Annotated in this window: 12 protein-coding genes; 8 read left to right on the forward strand and 4 right to left on the reverse strand. The window is 69.6% G+C overall.

What is annotated here, in order from left to right; genetic code table 11:
- Window positions 1–58: 58 nt before the first annotated feature.
- Together AC3WQY_RS12155 and AC3WQY_RS12160 are read right to left on the reverse strand one after the other, a co-directional pair.
- Window positions 59–2,998: a TonB-dependent receptor plug domain-containing protein gene (locus AC3WQY_RS12155; RefSeq protein ID WP_492708670.1), complete on the reverse strand. Its 2,940-nt coding sequence runs from the start codon at window positions 2,996–2,998 to the stop codon at window positions 59–61.
- Between the two features lie 69 nt (window positions 2,999–3,067).
- Complete coding sequence (locus AC3WQY_RS12160; protein WP_492708672.1) at window positions 3,068–6,505, reverse strand: TIM-barrel domain-containing protein; 3,438 nt, start codon at window positions 6,503–6,505, stop codon at window positions 3,068–3,070.
- Window positions 6,506–6,868: 363 nt separating this feature from the next.
- Between AC3WQY_RS12160 and AC3WQY_RS12165 the strand changes: the two genes are divergently transcribed.
- Genes AC3WQY_RS12165 through AC3WQY_RS12190 form a run of 6 tightly spaced genes read left to right on the forward strand, consistent with a single transcriptional unit; the run spans window position 6,869 to window position 14,063 of the window.
- Window positions 6,869–8,062, forward strand: a complete 1,194-nt coding sequence (locus AC3WQY_RS12165; protein WP_492708674.1) for an AgaS family sugar isomerase — start codon at window positions 6,869–6,871, stop codon at window positions 8,060–8,062.
- On the forward strand, window positions 8,049–8,993 hold the full coding sequence (locus AC3WQY_RS12170; RefSeq protein ID WP_492708675.1) for an ROK family protein: 945 nt from the start codon (window positions 8,049–8,051) through the stop codon (window positions 8,991–8,993). Before AC3WQY_RS12165 ends, AC3WQY_RS12170 begins: the two co-directional genes overlap by 14 nt.
- Window positions 8,994–9,005: 12 nt before the next feature.
- Window positions 9,006–10,292: a D-tagatose-bisphosphate aldolase, class II, non-catalytic subunit gene (locus tag AC3WQY_RS12175; RefSeq protein WP_492708677.1), complete on the forward strand. Its 1,287-nt coding sequence runs from the start codon at window positions 9,006–9,008 to the stop codon at window positions 10,290–10,292.
- 38 nt (window positions 10,293–10,330) lie between these two features.
- Entirely contained in the window at window positions 10,331–11,098 is a 768-nt protein-coding gene (locus AC3WQY_RS12180) for a DeoR family transcriptional regulator (RefSeq protein WP_285233197.1), read from the forward strand.
- Entirely contained in the window at window positions 11,095–12,204 is a 1,110-nt protein-coding gene (locus tag AC3WQY_RS12185; RefSeq protein ID WP_492708679.1) for an N-acetylglucosamine-6-phosphate deacetylase, read from the forward strand. Before AC3WQY_RS12180 ends, AC3WQY_RS12185 begins: the two co-directional genes overlap by 4 nt.
- Window positions 12,205–12,245: 41 nt before the next feature.
- Window positions 12,246–14,063 carry an MFS transporter gene (locus AC3WQY_RS12190; RefSeq protein ID WP_492708681.1) on the forward strand — a complete coding sequence of 606 codons (1,818 nt, stop codon included), beginning with the start codon at window positions 12,246–12,248 and terminating at the stop codon, window positions 14,061–14,063.
- On the opposite strand, the gene AC3WQY_RS12195 is transcribed toward AC3WQY_RS12190, so the two are convergent.
- The gene (locus AC3WQY_RS12195; protein ID WP_492708683.1) at window positions 14,060–14,737 is read right to left on the reverse strand and encodes an AraC family transcriptional regulator; all 678 of its coding nucleotides are present in this window, start codon (window positions 14,735–14,737) and stop codon (window positions 14,060–14,062) included. The two genes, AC3WQY_RS12190 and AC3WQY_RS12195, sit on opposite strands and share 4 nt — an antisense overlap.
- A gap of 202 nt (window positions 14,738–14,939) precedes the next feature.
- On the opposite strand from AC3WQY_RS12195, the gene AC3WQY_RS12200 reads away from it, so the two are divergent.
- Both AC3WQY_RS12200 and AC3WQY_RS12205 read left to right on the forward strand, forming a co-directional pair.
- On the forward strand, window positions 14,940–15,557 hold the full coding sequence (locus AC3WQY_RS12200; RefSeq protein ID WP_492708685.1) for a hypothetical protein: 618 nt from the start codon (window positions 14,940–14,942) through the stop codon (window positions 15,555–15,557).
- A gap of 120 nt (window positions 15,558–15,677) precedes the next feature.
- Window positions 15,678–18,530, forward strand: coding sequence for a WD40/YVTN/BNR-like repeat-containing protein (locus tag AC3WQY_RS12205; RefSeq protein ID WP_492708687.1), 2,853 nt, complete (start codon window positions 15,678–15,680; stop codon window positions 18,528–18,530).
- Window positions 18,531–18,551: 21 nt separating this feature from the next.
- On the opposite strand, the gene AC3WQY_RS12210 is transcribed toward AC3WQY_RS12205, so the two are convergent.
- A complete protein-coding gene (locus AC3WQY_RS12210) occupies window positions 18,552–20,786 on the reverse strand; it encodes a xanthine dehydrogenase family protein molybdopterin-binding subunit (RefSeq protein ID WP_492708689.1) in 2,235 nt (744 codons plus the stop codon).
- Between the last annotated feature and the right edge of the window lie 3 nt (window positions 20,787–20,789).

Here is a 20,789-nt window from a genome sequence, read left to right on the forward strand (position 1 = left end):
GCCCTACTTCATTGTCAAGCCGCGCGGCGTGCCCCCCCCCCCCCCCGGCAGGGGACGCTTACTTGAACTTGTAGTCGGCCGAGATGCTGAAGATGCGGCCGAAGATGTTGAAGCGGTGGTCGAAGCCTTCCCAGCCGTTCGGGTCGTAGTAGGGCTGCTTGTTGAACAGGTTCTTCACATTGAAGCCCAGCTTCAGGTCCTTGGTCGGCGTCCAGGCCAGGTTCAGGTTGACCGTGGTGTAGGAGGGCGTGCCCTTGGCGCATTGCGCCGCCGTCAGCGCGCCGCCGTTGTCTTCGCAGCTCTGTGCGTCGTAGCTGATGTAGCGGGGGTCATAGTCCCACTTGTGGCCACCGGTGTAGTTGACGAACAGGCTGGTCACCACGTCGCCATAGGCCCAGTCGGCGCTGAAGTTGGCGCGCAGCTTGGGAGTGCCGGCATAGCCGACGAAGTTGGGCGCCCAGCCATCGGCGTCCTCGGCGTTGAAGGTGGTGCGGTTGGCGATCGTCAGGCGCGTGCCGAGCTTGAGCTTGCCCCAGCTCTGCAGCGAGAAGCGCGCCTGGGCGTCGATGTCGAAGCCATCGGTGAGGGTGCGGCCGCGGTTGGTGTAGTTGGTGATCACGCCGGCCAGATTGCCCACCGTGTAGCCCGGTAGCTTGCCGGCACAGGCGGCGGCATTCGCCGGGTTGGCGCACATCGCGGCCACCTCGGCCATGACGGCGCGGTCGGCGTCGGAGATGGTGTTGCGGAAGGCGTTCGGTGCGCCCACCAGGCCCGGGCCGTACTTGGCGGTGGCGGCCAGGAAGGTGGTGTGGAAATCCTCGCGGATGATCTCGTTGCGGCGGTAGACGAACCAGTAGTCGGCCGAGAGGTCCAGGTCACGGGTGGGCTGGAACACGAAGCCGAAGGTGCTGATCTTGGCGGTCTCGGGCTTCAGGTCCTTGTTGGGCGCGGTCACGCCGCCCACCACCGTGCCGTTGGCGCATTGGGTGTTGAAGAGCTCGTTGCCGCGCGTCACCTCGGCGGCCACGCTGGACTTGCGCAGCAGCTGGGCGATCGCATTGGTCTCGGCGCAGCGGGTGTCGTCCTTCACCACCGTCTGCGCGAACACGCCGCCGTTGCCGGACTCGGCCAGATTCGGCGCGCGGTAGCCTTCGGAGTAGGTGCCGCGCAGCAGCAGTTCGGGCGTGGCGCGGAACTTCAGGCCCAGCTTGGGCGCCAGGTTGGCGCCGAAGTTGGGGTATTTGTCCAGGCGCAGCGCGGCATCGAGTTCCAGGTCCTTGGTGAGTGGCGCGATCGCCTCGGCAAACACGCCGGCGACATTGCGCTCGCCCTTGAACCAGGAGCCGCCCTGCTGGGTGATGTCGCCGGCCGCGGCCGCCGCATTGCCCGGGGTGTAGATCTCCTCGCGCATCAGGCTGGCGCCGAAGGCGGCGCGCACATCGCCGGCCGGCAGCTTGTAGACGCTGCCCTCGACCTTGGCATCCCAGCTCGCCAGGCGCGTCCAGGATTGGATGTCGAAGGTCGGGAAGGCCTCGCGCAGCAGCGCGGCGTTCTTCTCGCTGATCACGCCGAACTGGTAGGCCGGGTTGTCGGCAATGATGCGGCGGCCGGTGCCGGGGTCGACGGTGATGGGGCCGAAGGCCTTCTCGAAGCCGGTCTTGCTGATGTTGGTGGTCTGGTACAGCACCGAATGGCTGCCGCCCAGCGCCAGCGCGGTCTCGAAGTCCCACTCGCCCAGGCTGCCGCGCAGGCCGGCGAGGGCGCGGTAGTTGTTGTCGGTGTTGCGCTGGCCGAAGTGGCCGGGCTCGTCCAGCGGCGTGTAGGTCATGCCGGCCACGCCGCCCATCACGCCCTTCAGCTCGGGGCTGAGCTTGTTGTAGACGTTGTTGGGGCCCAGATAGGGGATGCTGAAGCTGTTGAGCTTGGTGCCGGTGTCGCGCGAGTACCAGTTGCTGGTGCTGCCGCTGTTGAAGGCGCGCGGCGTGTTGTGCGAGCGCATGTCGATCTGCGTGTAGGCCAGGTCAGCAAAGGCCTCCAGCGCGGGGCTGAACTCGTAGCGGCCGCTCAGGTAGAGCGTGGCGCGCTCGCTCTCGGGCTTGTGGGCCAGCGCATAGGGCAGGGTGTTGATCGCGCAGCTGGTGTTGCTGCCGGTGGTGACGATGCTGGTGCAGCCCGGCAGGGCCATGCCGCGGCGCGCGCCCTTGCTGTCGAACACGAACTGCGTGCCCGGGTTCAGCTGGCCGGGCTGGCTGCCCTCGGTGATGCGGAAGTTCTTGATGTAGGCCGGGTTGTCGACGTAGAAGCCGGCGGGGAACTTGTCGTAGTCGTCCGAGGGATAGACCGGGTCGCGCTTGAAGAGGTTGACCGAGCCGTAGATGTTGAACTTGTCGCGCGCCAGGTCGCCGAAGCCGAACACCGCCGAGGCCGAGTGCTCGCCATAGGCGCCCACATGCGGCGCCTTCTCGGTGCTGACGCTCATCTCCAGGCCCTGGTAGGACTTCTTGGTGATGACGTTGATCACGCCGGCCACGGCGTCGGAGCCGTAGATGGCCGAGGCGCCGTCGGTCAGCACCTCCATGCGCTCGATGGCGGCGGCGGGCAGGGCGTCGATGTTGACGAACAGGTACTGGAAGCCGTCCGGTGCGCCATAGGGCGAGAGGCGGCGGCCGTTCAGCAGCACCAGGGTGGCATAGGCGCCGAGGCCGCGCAGATTGGCCTGCGAGGCGCCGTCGGTGCCGGTGAACATCGAGCGGCTGTCCTCCAGCGCCGGCATGTTCGCCGGCAGATTGCTCAGGATCTCCTGCAGGGTCTTGGCGCCCATCGCCTCGATCTGCTTGGCATCGATGACCTGCACCGGCGAGGCGGTCTCGGCATTGATGCGCTTGATGCTGGAGCCGGTGACCTCCACGCGCTCCAGCTTGTTCTCGCCCTCGGCGCCATGGGCCAGCGTGGCCAGGCCGGCGGCGGCGAGCAGGGCAAATAGTTTGTTGGGTTTCATCTCGTCTATCTCCTGGTGGAGGTGGTCAGCGCCACCTTGTTCTGGCAATAAAGACCGGTAGGTCGGGGGTTAGCGGGTGATCTGTACGGTGGCGCCGGCGGGCCCGAGCAGGGTGGCATTGGCCCAGTTGCCGCAGACCGCGGTGGGCTTGCCGGCCTTGGCGACCTGGGTAACGGCCAGGCTGCGCAATTGCAGCGTTTGCAGGCCGCGCAGGTCGAGCTCGGGCTTCACCACCGCCGGGGCCTGCACCGCGCCGCTGCTGTAGAGCAGGCGGCCGTCGCCCCAGACCTGGAATTCCATCGCGCCGCCGGCATTGCGGCAGCTGTCGTCGATGCCGACGTCGGCGCGGAACATGCTCCAGCCGCTGTCGAGCTTCAGCTGCAGGCTGGCGCCGGGGCGCACGCCCAGGCCCTTGCGGAACTGCAGGCCGTTCATGCGCAGCTCGGGCCGACCGCTCGCGGCGCGGTCCCGCGCCCAGCCCTGGGGCAGGGCGGCCAGGTCCGAGAGATAGCGCTGCGTCGGCTCGGCCGTGGCGGACCCGGCCGGCGGGCGGTGCTCCATCACCTGGAACTCCGACAGCACGATGGGTGGCACCTCGGCCGGCGCGAAGGCATTGAAGGCCACCGCCATGCCGCCGCCCGCCGCCGCGCTGACCATCGGGTCCGCCGTGCCGGCGGCGTCGCCATCGGGGTTGTGCACGCTCAGCACGCGGAAGCGCAAGAGGCGGCCGGCGGTGGGCTTGAAGCCGATGGCCTGTTTCCCTTCCTTCAACTCGAGGCGGCCGCGCTGCACCGGCTGGCCCCAGTCGCCGTTGTTGTCGGCCAGGTAGACCTCGTAGTCGCGGATCTGGCCGTACTTCCAGTTCTTGTCGTTGCGCGGTGCCAGCTCGATGCCGTCGATCAGGCGGCGCTCGCCCAGGCCCAGCACCCATTCATGCGGGCCCGTCTTCATGGCCTGGTTGCGCGTGCTGCGGAACCAGGTGTCGGGCTTGCCGTCGAAGGCGTTCTCGAGCGGGTGGCCGGGCTCCTCGGCCGGGCGGTTCACCACATGCAGGCTGTCCACCGGCACCGCGCGGCCCAGCGTGGGGGCGGCGGGGAAGTCGCTGCTCTGCGTCTGCGGCGTGCCGGCCGCGATCTGCACGACGAAGTCCAGCGCCTCGCGGATGTCGCGCTTGCTGGTCTTCACATGCACGGTGCCGAGGCGGTCGGCGGCGTCGTAGTGCCAGCCCTGCAGGGCTGTGGCAAAGGCGGCCGCGTCGGCGAACTCCGGCAAGACCTGACCCTGCAGCAGCACGGCCTGCGGCTTCGCATGGGTGTGCAGTTGCAGGGCGATGCTGCGCTGCGTCTCCTGGCCGGCATAGCTGCCCTGCACGGCGCCCACCTGCACGCTGATGTCGCCGCTGCCGCTGACGGGCGCGCGCATGCTGATGAGCTGCTGGCTGGATTCGCCCTGCTGGTAGCGGCGCGTCAGGCCGTCGTCCTCGTAGAGCGTGGCGCTGGATTCGCCATGCGGGTAGAGGTCCAGGGTCAGCTGGTCCTTGGGCTTCTCGCCGTCGTAGAGCGACTCGGGGTACATGGGCAGGATGGCGCCGGCGCGCACGAACACCGGCAGCTTGTCCAGCGTGACCTGCAGGTCCAGCGTGCGGCCCTCGCGGCCCACCTGGGCCTGGCGGCCGTCCCAGTAGTCGAACCACAGGCCCTGGGGCAGGTAGATGTCCTTGCGCCAGCCGCCGCTGGCGGCCTGGCTGCGGTAGACCGGCGCCACCAGCAGCTCGCGGCCCAGCATGAACTGGTATTTATGCGCTTCGGTATGAGCGCTCGCGTCCTCGGGGTGGTCCCACATCAGGCCGCGCACCAGCGGCGCGCCGCTCGTCTCGGCCTCGCGCGCCAGCCCGTACATATAGGGCATCAGCCGCATCTTCAGCTTCAGGTAGCGGCGGTTGATGCTGCGGTAGGGCTCCTCATAGGCCCAGGGATGCTTGCGCGCCTGCGCGGCCCAGCCCGACATGCCCATCAGCACCGGGGTGAAGCTCTTCCACTGCAGGTCGCGCGTGTAGGTCTCGGGGCTGCCGCCGAAGATCGCGTCCACATCGCCGGTGGCATAGGCCTGGCCCGAGAGGCCCGAGCCGATCAGGGTGGGGATGTGCCAGCGGATGTAGTCCCAGCTGCTGCTCTGGTCGCCGGTCCAGGTGACGGCATAGCGCTGTGTGCCGGCCCAGCCCATCACGGTCCAGAGGAAGGGGCGGGCGTCGGAGTTGTCCAGGATGCCCTGGTAGGCGGCCTGGTTGGCGTCCAGCGAGAACTGGTAGCCCTGGCCGGTCCAGGCCACGTCGAGCTTTTGAGCGCGCGTGCCGGCGCTGCCGACCTCCCACTTGATCTTGTCGACGCCGTTCTCGGTCCACAGCCCGGTCTTGAAACCCAGCTTGGCCAGGCCCTGCACCACCTCGGGCAGCTCGGTGTAGCCGCAGCCATAGCCGTCGTTGGGCAGGATCCAGCCGCCGGGCATGTCGTGCTCGCGGTATTTGCGTGCCACCGACTCGATCACGTCCGGGGTCTTGCCGGTGGGGCCGTCGCTCCAGCCCTTGGGCACGGTGCCGGGCTTCTTGACGTTGTCGCCGTCGTTGTAGCAGTCGGCGTCGCCGTACTCATAGGCCCAGCGCGGCAGCAGGCGGGCGCGGCCGGTGAGGGCGGTGTAGCCGGCCAGCACCTCGCGGATGCTTTTTCCCACGAAGTAATAGCTGTCGAAGCGCCCCTCCTGGTGCGCCAGCGTGATCTGCCCGGGCTGGCGCAGGTCGTAGCTGCCATCGGCCCAGCTGTGGCGCAGCACGCCCCAGCCGCGCGAGCTCATCAGAAAGGGCGCGGGGCTGGGGCGGTCGCCTTCCTCCCAGCCGCCGGAATAGGAGATCTCCAGCTGCCTGCCCTTGAACTCGAAGCTGCCGTTCTGCTGGCCGCCGCCGTAGAAGCGCTCGGCCTTGTCGCTCGCCAGGGTCTGCACGCTGAGCTTGTCGGCCAGGTCCAGGGGCTGGGCCTCCTGCCACAGCGGCGTGCGGTTGTCGGCCTGGTAGAGGGCGAAGCGCAGCGGCTTCTTGTAGATGCGCAGCGCGAATTCGCTGGTGCGCAGCAGGTGGTGGTCGCCGGCGTCGCTGAACTCATGCGCCACCGGGCCGCTGGGTTCATGCTCGACGATGGCCGCGGCCTTGTTGCCGGGCTCGCTGAGCTTGCCCTTGTCGCCCCTGGCGGCGGCCTGGATGCGGAAGAGGTCGGGGCGCAAGAGGCTGATGCGCAGCAGGCCCGCTTGCTGCTTTGCATCGGTGTGCAGCTCCCACTGCGCGCTTGCCGTGTTGTCGTTGCCCTGGCCTATGGCCTTGATGTCGCGCAGATTGCCCACCGGCGCGGCGCCGACGGTCTGTTGCTGTTGCAGCAGGGCTAGCAACAGCAGCAGGCCGCCGAGGCGGGCCTGGTACTGCTTGCTGCGCTTCTTCTTCATCATCATCACGCTCTTGCTCATGCCTGCTTCGTCCTCGTGACCCGCCGTGACGGGCCCGCCTTATCTTTCTTTCCGATGTACAAACTCTAGGTTTCGAAACGAAAGTAGTCAACGAAGAGAAAGTTGCATAAGCGTGTTTATCGGCTTTGATGGTGTAAACCACTAGAAAATAGGCCTTTTGCACCTTTCGATGATTGATTTATGGGCGATTGATGCTTTCGATTTGGTGGTGTTTTGTGCACGGCAAGGTGAATTTCCACGGAAATTTGGGCCTTACTGATGCGTAAAACCGCACCTTGGCGTCTCCATATCTTTCGATTGCTTTCTTTGTTTGACAGCTCGAAAGTTTCGGCTTATCGTCCGGCCCAGACTTTGACCCCTGCAATGAACGACACCAACGCACTTCTGCATCGCAGCGCTGAGGCCTGGCACGGCATCGGCGGCCTGGCTACCGCGCAAGAGATCGCCCAGCAGCCGGCCGTCTGGCGCGAACTGGCCGCCGGCCTGCAAGCCGGGCGCGCCGGCATCGAGGCCTTCCTGGCGGACTGGCTGCAGCAGCCTGGCCATCTGGTGATACTCACCGGCGCCGGCAGCTCGGCCTATGTGGGCGAGATCGTGGCCGACACCCTCAACGCCGCCTGGCCCGCCGAGGTGCGCGCCATCGCCAGCACCAGCCTCTTGAGCCATCCCGAGCTGTATCTGCGGCGCGAGCGGCCCACCCTGCTGGTGTCCTTCGCGCGCAGCGGCAACAGCCCGGAAAGCCTCGCCACCGTGGAACTGCTGCGCGGCCGCGTGGCGGCGCCGCTGCGCTTCCTCAATATCAGCTGCAATGCCGAGGGTGAGCTGGTGCGCGGCAATGCGCAGCAGGCCGACACGCTGAACCTGCTGATGCCCGCGGCCAGCTGCGATCGCGGCTTCGCCATGACCAGCAGCTTCACCAGCATGCTGCTGGCGGCGCTGACGGTGTTCGACCCGGGCGCCTGGCCGGCGCGCCTGCAGCGCCTGGAGCTGCTGGCCGCGCAGGCCGAACTGGCCCTGCGGGACTGGGCGCCGGGCCTGATGAACCTGGGCGGGCAGGCCTTCGAGCGCATCGTCTACCTGGGCAGCGGCCCGCTGGAAGCGCTCGCCAAGGAGGCCGCGCTGAAGGTGCTGGAGCTGACCAGCGGCCGCAGCCTGAGCCTGGCCAACACGCCGCTGGGCTTTCGCCACGGCCCCAAGTCGGCGCTGAATGCGCAGAGCCTGGTGGTGCTGTTCCACAGCGCGGGCGCGCTGGCGCGCCGCTACGAGCAGGATCTGCTGGACGAGCTGAGGCGCGAGCGCGTGGCCGGCCACATCGTCAGCGTGGGCCCCGCGGGGTCAGATCTTGCCGCCGATGGGCAGGCCTGGACCCTGGCCGCCGCGGCACTGGCCGGCCTGGGCGATGCCTGGCTGGCGCCGCTGTGGCTGTTGATGGCGCAGCAGCTGGCGCTGCACCAATCGGCGCGCCTGGGCCTGACCCCCGACAACCCCTTTCCCGACGGCACGGTCAACCGCGTCGTGCAGGGTGTCACCATCCACCATGCCCATGTCGAGCACTGAGCCCCAGGCCTGCTGCGGCATCGATATCGGCGGCAGCAAGATCGAGCTGGTGGCCTATGCGGTGCAGGGTCAGGTCTTGACCGAGCGGCACCGCCGCCGCGTCGCCACGCCCACCCATGACTTCAATGCCTTCTGCCAGGCCATCGTCGCGCTGGTGCAGGAGGCCGATGGCGTGCTGGGCGAGCGCTGCGGCGTCGGCCTGGGCCTGCCCGGCGTGATCGATGCCGCCAGCGGCGTGCAGCTGAGCTCGAACGTGCCGGCGCTGAACGGCCACCAGGTGGGCCCGGCCCTGCAGGCCCTGCTGCAGCGCCCGGTGCGCATCGGCAACGATTGCCAATGCTTCGCGCTCTCCGAGGCCCTGGGCGGCGCGGCCGACGGCTTTCCCAGCATGTTCGGCGCCATCCTCGGCACCGGCGCCGGCGGCGGCTTGTGCGTCAACGGCCGGCTGCTCGCCGGCTACAACGGCATGGCCGGCGAATGGGGGCACTTAAGCCTGCCCGCCAGCCTGCTGGCGCGGCACCGCCTGCCGCTGTGGGACTGCCCCTGCGGCCTGCAGGGCTGCCTGGAGCGCTATGTCTCGGGCTCGGGGCTGGAGGCGCTCTACCGCCACCTGGGCGGGGCGGCGCTGGACACGGTCCAGATCGCCCAGCGTGCGGCGGCGGGCGAGGGCGGTGCCCGCCTGTGCCTGGACATCCACCTCGACCTGCTGGCCCATGGCCTGGCGCAGCTGATGCTGGCGCTGGACCCCCATGCCTTCGTGCTGGGCGGCGGGCTGTCCAAGCTGGCGCATCTCTACACCGAGCTGCCCGCCGCGATGGCGCGCCATCTCTTCAAGGGCGTGCGTGTGCCGCCCATCCTGCCGCCGCATTTCGGCGATGCCGGCGGCGCGCGTGGCGCGGCCCTGCTGGCGCTGCAATCACAACACCGCTGAGCTCCCACCCGCATGTCCCAGCCTCTGACTGTTCTCCTGCAAGCCCGGCCGCATGGCGCCGCCCGCGGGCTCACCAGCGTCTGCTGCAGCCACGCCACGGTGCTGCGCGCCGCCATCCAGGTGGCGCTGGCGCATGGCACGCCGCTGCTGGTGGAGGCCACCTCCAACCAGGTGGACCAGTTCGGCGGCTACACCGGCATGACGCCCGCGCAATTTGCCCGCTATGTGCATGGGCTGGCCGCCGCGGCCGGCCTGCCGGCCAAGCGCCTGATCCTGGGTGGCGACCACCTGGGCCCGAATGCCTGGCAGGGCCTGCCGGCGGCCGCGGCCATGGACCATGCCGAGACGCTCATCCATGCCTATGTGAGCGCGGGCTTTCAAAAAATCCATCTCGATTGCAGCATGGCCTGCGCGGACGATCCGCCGCGCCTCTCGGACGCGCTGGTGGCCGAGCGCTCGGCCCGCCTGGCGCGGGTGGCGGAGGCCGCCGCGGCGCAAGCTGGTCTGGCCGCGCCGGTCTATGTGATCGGCACCGAGGTGCCGGTGCCCGGCGGCGAGGCCTCGCTGGGCGGCGGCGTGGCCGTGACCGCCCCGGCGGCCGCCGACCAGACCCTGCAAGTACATGCCCAGGCCTTTGCCGCCCAGGGCCTGCAAGCGGCCTGGGAACGCGTGATCGCGATGGTGGTGCAGCCGGGCGTGGATTTCGACCACAGCCAGGTGCAGCACTACGCCCCCGCCGCCGCGGCCGAGCTCTCGGCCTTCCTGCGGCGGCAGACGCTGCGCCCCGGCCTGGTGTTCGAGGCCCACAGCACCGACTACCAGACCGAGGCCGCGCTTGCCGCCCTGGTGCGCGGCGGTTTCGCCATCCTCAAGGTTGGCCCGGCGGCCACGTTTGCGCTGCGCGAGGCCTTGTTCGCGCTCTCGCACATCGAGGCCGAGCTGCTGCCCGCCGCGCGCCGCGCCGGCCTGATCGAGGTGCTGGAGGCCGCCATGCTGGCCCAGCCCAGGCACTGGCAGAAGCACTATGCCGGCACGCCGGCGCAGCAAACCCTGCTGCGCCGCTATGCCTTCAGCGACCGCTGCCGCTACTACTGGGGCGAGCCCGCGGTGCAGACGGCCGTGGATCAGCTGATCGCGAATCTCGATGGCATCGAGCTGCCGCTGCCGCTGGTGAGCCAGTTCCTGCCCGAGCAGGCGCGGGCGGTGCTCGAAGGGCGGCTGGCGCCGCGCGCGCAGGCCCTGGCCGAGCACAAGGTGGGCGCGGTGTTGGCGGCCTACGCACGCGCCTGCGGCGGCTAAGCTCTCGTCCTTCGCATCGAAACACGACAAGCATCACCATGAGAAACACCAGCGAACGCCGCGAACGCATCCTGCAGATGCTGGTCAAGCAGGGCAGCGTGCAGGTCTCGGACCTGGTGCCCCTGCTGGGCGTCTCGGCCGTCACGATCCGCTCCGACTTGGCCACCCTGGAGGCCCAGGGCCTGGTGACGCGCAGCTATGGCGGCGCTGCGCTGATGCGCCAGCCGCCACCGGAGCAGACCATCCGCCAGAAGGATGGCCTCAACGCCACGCTGAAGGAGCGCATCGGCGCCTGCGCGGCGCAGCTGGTGCAGCCCGGCGACAACATCATCATCGACTCGGGCTCCACCACCGTGCCGCTGGCGCGCCATATCCGCGCGCTCAAGCAGGTCACGGTGATGACCAACGGCCTCAACATCGCCTGGGAGCTGGCCGATGCCGAAGGCGTGGACCTGATGCTCACCGGCGGCCGCCTGCGCAAGGAGTCGCTCTCGATCCAGGGCGCGCAGGCCGAGGCCTGCCTCGGCGCCTACAGCTTCGACAAGCTCTTCCTCGGCGTGGACGGGCTGGACCTGCAGTTCGGCCTCACCACCCACCACGAGGCCGAGGCCAGCCTGAACCACAAGATGGTGGAGCGCGCCAAGAAGGTCATCGTGCTGAGCGACGCCTCCAAGTTCGGCCGCGTCAGCCTGCACCGCATCGTGCAGCTGGACCGCGTGCACACCGTCATCACCGATGCCGGCATCAGCGCGGAGTACCGCGACGGGCTGCAGCGCCTGGGCATCGAAGTCATCGTCGCCGAATGAAGCAAGTCCAGGGCCGCATCCTCACGCCGCAGGGCTGGCTGCAAGGGCAGCTCGGCTTCGATGCGCGGGTACGCTCGATCACGGCCGGCGCCGCAAGCGCTGCAAGCGCCGCAAGTGGCCACACCATCCTGCCCGGCTTCATCGACCTGCATGTGCATGGCGGCGGCGGGGTGGACGTGATGCAGGGCGGTAGCGCTGCGCTGAAGGTGGCGCGCCTGCATGCCCGCCACGGCACCACGGCCCTGCTGGCCACCACCATGACGGCGCACCTGCCGCAGATCGAGCGCGCGCTGATGGGCGTGGCCGCCGGCATGGCGGCGCGGGATCCGGACGGCGCGCAGATCCTGGGCGTGCACCTGGAGGGCCCGTTTCTCAACCACCGGCGCCTGGGCGCCCAGCCGCCGCTGGTGCTGGAGGCCACGCTGGAAGGCGTGCAGCGCCTGCATGCGCTGGCCCCCATCAAGGTGCTGACCCTGGCCACCGAGGTGGGGCAACACCTGGCCCTGATCCCGCAGCTCTGCGCGCTGGGCATGCGCGTGCAGATCGGCCACAGCGCCGGTAGCTATGAGGATGGCGTGGCCGCGCTGGCCGCCGGTGCCAGCGGCTTCACCCATCTGTTCAACGGCATGACCGGGCTCAACCATTACCAGCCCGGCATGGTGGGTGCGGCGCTGGCCCATGCCGAGTTCGCCGAGCTGATCCCGGATCTCGAGCATGTGCACCCGGGCGCGCTGCGGGCCGCCCTGCGCGCCATTCCCAAGGCCTATGGCATCACCGATGCCACGGCGGCCACCGGCATGCCCGACGGCGAGTACGAGCTGGGCCCGCAGCGGGTGATGAAGTGCATGGGCTGCGTGCGCCTGCTGGACGGCAGCTCGCTGGCCGGCAGCGCCCTCACCATGGACCAGGCGCTGCGCAATCTCGTCGCCATCGGCCTGCCGCTGGCCGAGGCCTCGCAACGCCTCTCGCAATACCCGGCCGAGTTCCTGGGCCTGGCCGAGCGCGGCCACCTCGCGCCCGGCGCCTGGGCCGATGTGCTGGTGCTGGACGAGCAGCTGCGCCTGCTCGAGGTCTATGTGCAGGGCCAGCTCATCTCGCGGGCATGACGCCGCTTTCCTGACCGACAACAAGCAGCAAGAGACACACGATGACCGACGCCACCGCCTCGCGGGCCCTTACCGCCGCCGCATCGCCACAGTCCGCCTGGGCGATGCGCTTCATGCTCTTCATCGCCGGCATGGGCGGCCTGCTCTACGGCATCGACATCGGCATCATCGCCGGCGCCTTGCCCTATCTGGAGTCCACCGCCTCGCTGGCCTGGAAGCTCAGCACCCAGCAGCTCGGCTTCATCGTCGCCGCGGTGCTGCTGGGCAGCGTGCTGTCCTCGCTGTTCGCCGGTGCGCTGGCGGACCTCATCGGCCGCAAGGCCGCGATGCTGCTGGCGGGGGCGCTGTTCACGCTCAGCATCCCGGTGATCGCGCTGGCCGAGGGCTACACGCCGCTGCTGCTGGGCCGGCTGCTGCAAGGCATCAGCGGCGGGCTGATCGGCGTGGTGGTGCCGCTCTACCTGGCCGAATGCCTGGGCGCCGACAACCGCGGCCGCGGCACCGCGATGTTCCAGCTGCTGCTCACCATCGGCCTGGTGGTGGCGGCGCTGATCGGGCTCTACCAGGCGCGCACGGTGGAGGCGGTGGCTGCGGCCGGCAGCAGTGCCGCGGCGGTGTTCGCCGCCAAGGACCAGGCCTGGCGCAGCATCTTCTGGGCCTGCCTGACGCCCGGCCTGATCTTCACCCTGGGCGGCCTGCTGCTGAACGAATCGCCGCGCTGGCTGGTGCGCCAGGGCCGCGTGGCCGCGGCGCGCGCCGCGCTGCTGCGCAGCCGCGATGCTGCCCAGGCCGAGCTGGAGCTGCGCGAGATGCAGGAGGCCGCGCCCGCGGCCGGCACGGGTGTGAGTGCCAGCGCGCAGGACCCGCTGCTGAGCCGCCGCTACCTGCTGCCCTTTTTCCTCGCCTGCCTGGTGCTGGCCTGCACCCAGGCCACCGGCATCAATTCCATCCTGGCCTACGCGGTCAACATCCTCAACCAGGCCGGCCTGCCCGGCGCGGTGGCCAACAGCGCCGACGTGGCGATCAAGCTGCTGAACGCGCTGATGACGGTGGTGGCGGTGCTGCTGGTGGACCGCAAGGGCCGCAAGTTCCTGCTCATGCTGGGCAGCGGCGGCATCATGCTGTCGCTGCTGGGCGCGGCGCTGCTGTTCCAGGGCGCCGAGAGCGGGCGCCGCGATGGCCGCGAGGCGGTGCAGGCGTTGGTGCAGGAAGATGCGCTGGAGCTGCGCCTCGACGCCGCGCTGCTGCAGCGCCTGGGTGTGCAGCCAGGCGCCGAGGGCGCCCAAGCTGGCGGGGCGCAACAACTGACCCTGTCCTATGCCTACGGCCCCTTCACCAATGTGCAGACGCGCCGCAGCGACGAGGCCGGCCTGCCGGCCATCCGCATCAGCCGTGCCGACACCGTGCAGGCCGATGGCGTGATCGGCGCCTTCTTCCGCCGCCTGCACCTGAACCCCTTTGCCGACCCCGCCGCCGCCGCGACGGCGCCGCTGCGCATCGAGCAGGCGCTCGTCGGCCCGGTGCCCAGCGCCACGCATGGCTGGTGGGTGGCGGCCTGCATCTTCGCCTTCGTGGCCAGCTTCGCCGTCGGCCCGGGCGTGTGCGTGTGGCTGGCGCTCTCCGAGCTGATGCCCACGCGCATCCGCTCCAACGGCATGAGCATCGCGCTGCTCATCAACCAGTTCGTTTCCACCGTGATCGCCGCCGTGTTCCTGCCCACCGTGGGCCAGCATGGCTATGCGGCGATGTTCTATTTCTGGGCCGCCTGCACCCTGGTGTACTTCCTCACCGCCGCCTTCCTGCTGCCCGAGACCAAGGGCAAGACGCTGGAAGAGATCGAGGCGGCGTTCCGGCGCTAGCCGAGCGCCGAGGGCGCGCGTCCAAACTCCGCCCTGAAGGCGCTGCTGAAATGGCTGTGCGAGGAAAACCCCAGGTCCAGCGCCAGTTCGGTGAGTCGCCCGCGCATCTCGGGCAGGCGGAACAAGGCCTCGCGCAGGCGCAGTCGGTTCAGCTGGCGATGCATGCTGAGGCCGGTGACGCGCCGGTATACGCGGCTGGCATGAAAGGGTGAGGTGCCGCAGCTGCGGGCCAGCTGTTCCAGGCTGAGCGCCTGGTCAAAACCGACCGCCATGCATTGGCCAAGATCATCGGCCAGGCGGCGCCAGGCCGGGCTGAGACTGGGGATGCCCGCCCGCGCACCGGCCTGCAGGCGTGCGTCGGCCATCACGCTGTCCACCAGCATCAGCCCCAGTTCGTCCCGGGCCAGCGGGTCGGCGCCCTGCCGGCGCAGGCGCTGCTGCAGCAGCGCGGTGCGTGCCGACGTGCGCACGACGCCGGGCGTGAAGTCGGGCGCCATCGCGCCGAGCAGCTCGCCGTCCAGCGCAATGCTGGTGCTGCGCCGCGGCCTTGCGGTGGGCGAGGCCAGGGCAAAGGATTCGTCCGCACCATGCAGTACCGCGGTGCCGACGTCCACCACCGTCTGCTGGCCGCGGATGCTGCGCATGTCCATGCCGGTGAGCGGTAACTCGATCATGGCCTGTGTCAGGTGCTCCTCCTGCCAGGCACTCCGGCGGCCGCTGCAGTGCCATTCGCTCACGACGGCGCCGGGTTTGGCGGCATGCGTGGTAGTGGACGATGGGGCTGGCGAAGGCATGGAGGAGAAGGCTTGGAAGGGCCGCGGCGGGCGAGCAGGTTTTTGATAGCGGCGTGTCGGCATGCTGCCGAGAATGCGCGGCATGAACACCTACCTGACGATTCTAAAGAGACCCGGCTGCGGCCGCTTCGGGCGGCGCTTGGCGGCGCTGATGCTGGCCCTGCCCATCATCATCATGCTTGCGCTGGCGGCCCAGGCGGCGCGGGGCGCGACGCCTGCGCCTGCTGTGGAGGTTCCGAGCGTGGACGCCCGGGCCGACGACGTGGCCAGCGTGGACGGCCTGATGCGCGCCTTCTACGAAGTGGTGAATGTGCGCTCCGAGGCGCCGCGCCAATGGGGGCGCGATCGCACGCTGTACGGCCCGTGGGTGCGCTTCGTGGCGACCTCCACCGCCGCCAATGGCGCGCCCCAGGTCGAGGTCTGGGATCACCAGCAGTTGGTGAACGAGTCCGAGCCGCTGGTGCGGCGCGGATTCCGTGAGCGCGAGATTCATCGCAGCACGCGTGTGTACGGCCACATCGCCCATGTCGACTCGACCTACGAGACCGAGTACGCCAGCCCCTCGGGGCTGCAGCGCTCGCGCGGCGTCAACAGTATCGAGATGTATTTCGACGGCAAGCGCTGGTGGATCTCCAGCGTGATGTGGATGACGGAGGCGCCGCAGGCGCCGATCCCGGCCGAACTCTTGCCGCCGCGCTGACGCGGGCCAGCCCCCGCCTTGCCGCGGCATGAAGCCTGTTTCCGCTTCAGTTGCAATTTGACACCTTGCCGGCGGCGGCGTCTCATCGCGCGGTTCGCGGTGCAGCAAGGAGACATGCAGATGAAGCGCATTCACACAGTCGCAGCCCTGAGCGCCCTGGTGCTCGCCGGCCTTGGTCACGCCGCCCCGGCGGCCGAGCCGCCGAGCGAGCCCAAGGCCGAACCCGCCAAGCTCGAGGTGGCGGTGCAGGCCGGCAAGGACGAGGCCGGCAAGCTCGGCAAGCCCAAGGGCGGCAAGCCCGGCGGCCTGCGCGAACATCTGGTCAAGCTCAAGCAGGCCCTGCCGCCCAGCTCCACCGAGGGCCCGGCCGCCGCCGGCGATGCGGGCTTTCTACAGCGCGCCTATCCCGAGGACGACATCCCGCTGGCCCGCATCGAGGCGGCGCGCAGTGCCGCCAAGGCGATGGCGGGGCGCAACTTCCCGGTCGGCAAGGGCCAACCCGGTACCTTCGTGAGCGTCGGCCCGCAGGAGGCCTTGTTCCCACGCTCGCCCTACCGCTCTTCCTTCAGCTACATCCCGACCGACTATGTCGGCGCCGGCCGCACCGTGGCCCTGGCCATCGACCCGAACTGCACACAGGGCCAATGCCGGCTCTGGGCCGCACCCGCGGGCGGCGGCATCTGGCGTACCAAGAATGCGCTGGACGGCCAGCCGAATTGGCAGTACCTGAGCGGCCCCTTCGGCATCAATGCGATCGGCTCCATCACGCTGGACCCGAACGATGCGACCGGCAACACCTTGTGGGTGGGCACCGGCGAGGCGAACGGCTGCGGCAGCGGTTGCATCGCCGGCGTGGGCATCTACAAGTCCACCGATGGCGGTGACAGCTGGAGCGGGCCCCTGGGCGCCGCCTCGTTCAACGCGCGCGCCGTCGGGTCGATCGCCGTCAAGCCGGGCGATCCGCTGACCATTTACGCGGCCTCGGTGCGCGCCGGCCGCGGCGCCTCCTCGGTGGCCACCGGTGGCGTGGTGACCCTGGTGCCCGGCGCACCGCAGTGGGGGCTTTACAAGTCCACCGATGGCGGCGCCAGCTGGACCTACCTGCACAATGGCTCGGCCGCGGCGGCCGACTGCTCGGCCGCGAATCTGGTGGCGCAGGCCAACAACCTGAACGCCTGCTCGCCGCGCGGCGTGCGCCAGATCGAGCTCGATCCGGTCGATCCCAACACCGTCTACGCGGCCTCCTTCGGGCGTGGCGTCTGGCGCTCCAGCGATGGCGGCGCGAGCTGGGTGCAGATCAAGCCCTCGCTGAACGCCGCGCAGAACACCACCCGCCCGATGCTGGCGGTGAACCGGCTGGCGAATGGCAACACGCGCCTCTATGTGGCCGAGGGCAATGTCGGCGCACCCTATGCGCGCCTGTTCCGCAGCGACGACGCGCGCAGTGGCGCACCGGTGTTCAGCGACATGACCAGCAACAACCCGGCCAATCCGGGCTATGGCTCCTACAACTTCTGCAGCGGCCAATGCTGGTACGACAACTTCGTGGTCTCGCCGGCGGGCTACCCGGACATCGTCTACCTGGGCGGCTCCTATGCCTATGGCGAGACCGGCGGCATCTCCAATGGCCGCGGCGTGGTGCTGTCGACCGATGGCGGCGCGTCCTTCACCGACATGACCATGGACGGCACCGACCCCGTCAACCCGAACGGGCTGCACCCTGACCAGCATTACCTGGTGGTGCAGCCGGGCAACCCCTACCGCTTCTTCGAGGCCTCGGACGGCGGCATCGTGCGCTCCAGCGGCATGTTCTCCGACGTCTCGGTGTGGTGCGATGCGCGCGGCCTGGGCGGCGCGAACCTGCTGCGCTGCAAGCAGCTGCTGTCGCGCGTGCCCTCCAGGCTGGAGAGCATGAACAAGGGCTTGTCCACCTTGCAGTTCCAGAGCCTCTCGGTGAGCCCGCACAACGTCAACCTGGTGCAGGGCGGCACGCAGGACAACGGCACCTGGCAGTCCACCGGCAACCCGGTGCGCTGGATCAACACCATGATCGGCGATGGCGGGCAGTCGGGCTTCGATGTGGCCGATCCGAAGTTCCGCTTCCACACCTTCTACGACGCCTCGCCGGACGTGAACTTCAGCGGCGGCGAGATGGGCGACTGGAACTGGATCGGCGATCCGATCTATGGCACCGGCGGCCAGTTCTATGTGCCCATCATCTCGGACCCCAAGGTCAGCAAGACCATGTTTGCCGGCGCGGCCAATGTCTGGCGCACCAAGACCTGGGGCATGGGCACGATGACGCTGGCCGAGTTCCGCGGCCATTGCAACGAGTGGCGCGGCGACTTCACGGTGCAATGCGGCGACTGGCAGCAGATCGCCGCACCCAGCCTCGTCGCGGCGGCACGCGGTGACCGCGCCGGCGGCGCGATGGCGGCGGTGGAGCGCACCGCCTCCGACAGCTCGACCGCCTGGGCGGCCACCACCACCGGGCGCGTGTTCATCTCCAAGAACGTCGACGCCGAACCGGCCGGTGCCGTCGCCTGGACGCGCCTGGACGCGCTCGCGCCCAACGATCCGAACCGCTTCGTCAGCGGCATCCATATCGATCCGGCCAATCCGAATCGGGCCTGGATTTCCTACAGCGGCTTCAGCGCCTCGACGCCGGCCACGCCGGGCCATGTGTTCGAGGTCACCTACGACCCGACCGCCGGCACGGTGAGCTGGGTGGATCGCAGCTACGACCTGGGCGACATCCCGGCCACCGATGTGGCGCGCGACGACCTCAACGGCGACCTCTACATCGCCAGCGATTTCGGCGTCTACCGCCTCGCCGCCGGCAGCAGCAGCTGGACCGCCGCGGCGCCGGGCATGCCCAATGTGGAAGTGGCCGGCCTCACCATCATCCCGGCGGCACGCAAGATGTATGTGGCCACCCACGGCCTGGGTGCCTGGTTGCTGAACCTGCCCTGAACGGGCGCGCGGCCTGCCGCCTCAACCGCCCATGGTGGCGTTCGGGTTGAAGGGCAGGCTGCGCACTCGGGCGCCGGTGAGCCTGAACCAGGCATTCGCCAGCGCCGGCGCGAAGGTCGGCACACCCAGCTCGCCCACGCCGCCGATCGGCCGGCTGCGGTCGGCATTGGCCGGCGCGGGCATGATCAGCACCTTCACCTCGGGCATCTCGCCGAGCCGGATCATGCGGCTGGCGTTGAAGTTCTTCACTTGGGCGGCGCCGTTGGCAAAGGTCTGGCGGCCGTACAGGGTGGCGTTGATCGCATGCACCACGCCGCCGACGATCTGCGCCTCCACCGAGCCCGGGTTCACCGTCAGATAGGCGTCCACCGCCACCCACACGCGCGTGACGCGCGGCTGGCCGTTGTTGTTGGCCACCTCCACCACCTGCGCCACCACGGTGTTGAAGGCCGTGCCCACCGCGATGCCGCGGGCGCGCCCGGCCGGCGGCGCGCTGCCCCAGCCGGCGGCGTTGGCGGCGGCCTCCAGCACGGCGATCCAGCGCGGGTCGCTGAGGCGGGCGCGGCGGAACTGGTAGGGGTCCTGGCCCAGCGCCGCCGCCACCTCGTCCAGCATCGACTCCACCGCGAAGGTGTTGATCGAGGCGCCCACCGAACGCCAGAAGCCCACCGGAACGGCAGAGGGGTGGCTGACCCACTCGGTGAGGCGCGCACCGAAGGCATAGGGCAGGGCCTGCGAGGCCTCGTAGCCCTGGCTGTCGCCGTTGGCGCCCAGCGTCACGCCGCGCTGGCCCAGGATGGAGGGCGAGACATTGCGGTAGCTCCAGGCGCTGATGTAGCCGTTGGCATCCAGGCCGGCGCGCACCCGCACCAGCGCCATCGGGCGGTACTGGTCGTGGCTGAAGTCCTCCTCGCGCGGCCACATCAGCTTCACCGGCTTCTGCAGCACCAGGGCCACCTGCAGGGCCTGGCTGATGAAGTCCAGCTCGGCCTTGCGGCCCAGGCCGCCGCCCAGGTAGGTGGTGTGGAAGACCACCTTGTCCGCGGGGAGGCCGGTGATGGCGCAGACCAGGGCGAGGGCGGACTTGGCCGACTGCGTCGGCGCCCAGATCTCGCAGCGCTGGCCGGCCACATAGTCCACCGTGCAGTTCAGCACCTCCATGCAGGCATGGGCCACATAGGGCAGGCTGTAGCTGGCCTCCAGCAGCTTGGCGGCGCCAGCCAGCCCGGCGTTGGCATCGGCGCTGCTGCGTTCCACCGTGTAGAGCGTGCCGGGCGGGTTGGCGGCGCCGGCCACATAGGGCGTGGCGCTGCTCATCAGGCGCTGCGCGTCGGCCATGAACTGGCTGCTGTTGAGCGTCGCGGTGCTGGCCGGCAGCGTCCAGCTCGGGCTGAGGCGCTTGGCGGCCTGCCAGGCGTCCCAGGTGGTGACGCCCACCACCGCCAGCGCATTGGTATTGCCCACCGCCTCGGCGCCGCGGCCGGTGCCGGCCCAGACCTTGGTGGGCACCAGCGCCAGCGCGCCGGCCGGGGTGGCGGGCAGGGCGGCCAGCGTGCCGCCGAAGCTGGGGCAATGCTTGATGACGGCATACACCATGCCGGGTACGCGCACGTCCAGGCCGTAGATGGCGCTGCCATCTACCTTGAGCGGGATGTCGGGGCGGGCGCAGGGCTTGCCGATGTACTTGAACTGGCTGTCGGGCACCAGCGGTGCGCTGCTGGGCGGCACCAGCAGGGCCGCGTCGGCGGCCAGCTGCCCGTAGCTGAGGCGCTGGCCCGAGGGGCTGTGCAGGATCACGCCGTTGCTGACCTGGTAGTTGGCGCGGTTGCCATCACCCAGGCGCGCCATCGCCGCGGCCACCAGGGTCTCGCGTGCGATCGCGCCGGCATCGCGCATGCGCCAGTAGTTGTTGCGTGTCACGCCGCTGCCCACCGTGTTGATGGCGGTGCCGAGCGGCGCCGGGCTGGCCAGCGTGGGCGCGCCCTGTTTCAGCTGGATGCGCGCCGGTTCCACCATCAGGTCCTCGCACAGCAGCTGGGCCAGGCCGGCGCTGGCGCCCTGGCCCATGTCGGAGCTGCCGATGGTGAGCGTGATGCTGTCGTCGGCGCCAATGCTGAGCCAGCTGTTCACGGCGCTGCTGGCGCCGGCGGCCTCGGCCGCCTTGCCGGGCAGGAAGAAGGCGAGTGTGAAGGCGCTGCCGGCACCCAGCAGCTGGCGGCGGTTGAGTGCGAGTTCGGACTTGGGGAAATCGATCATGCT

The organism is Roseateles sp. FW301-B2, assembly GCF_058788955.1.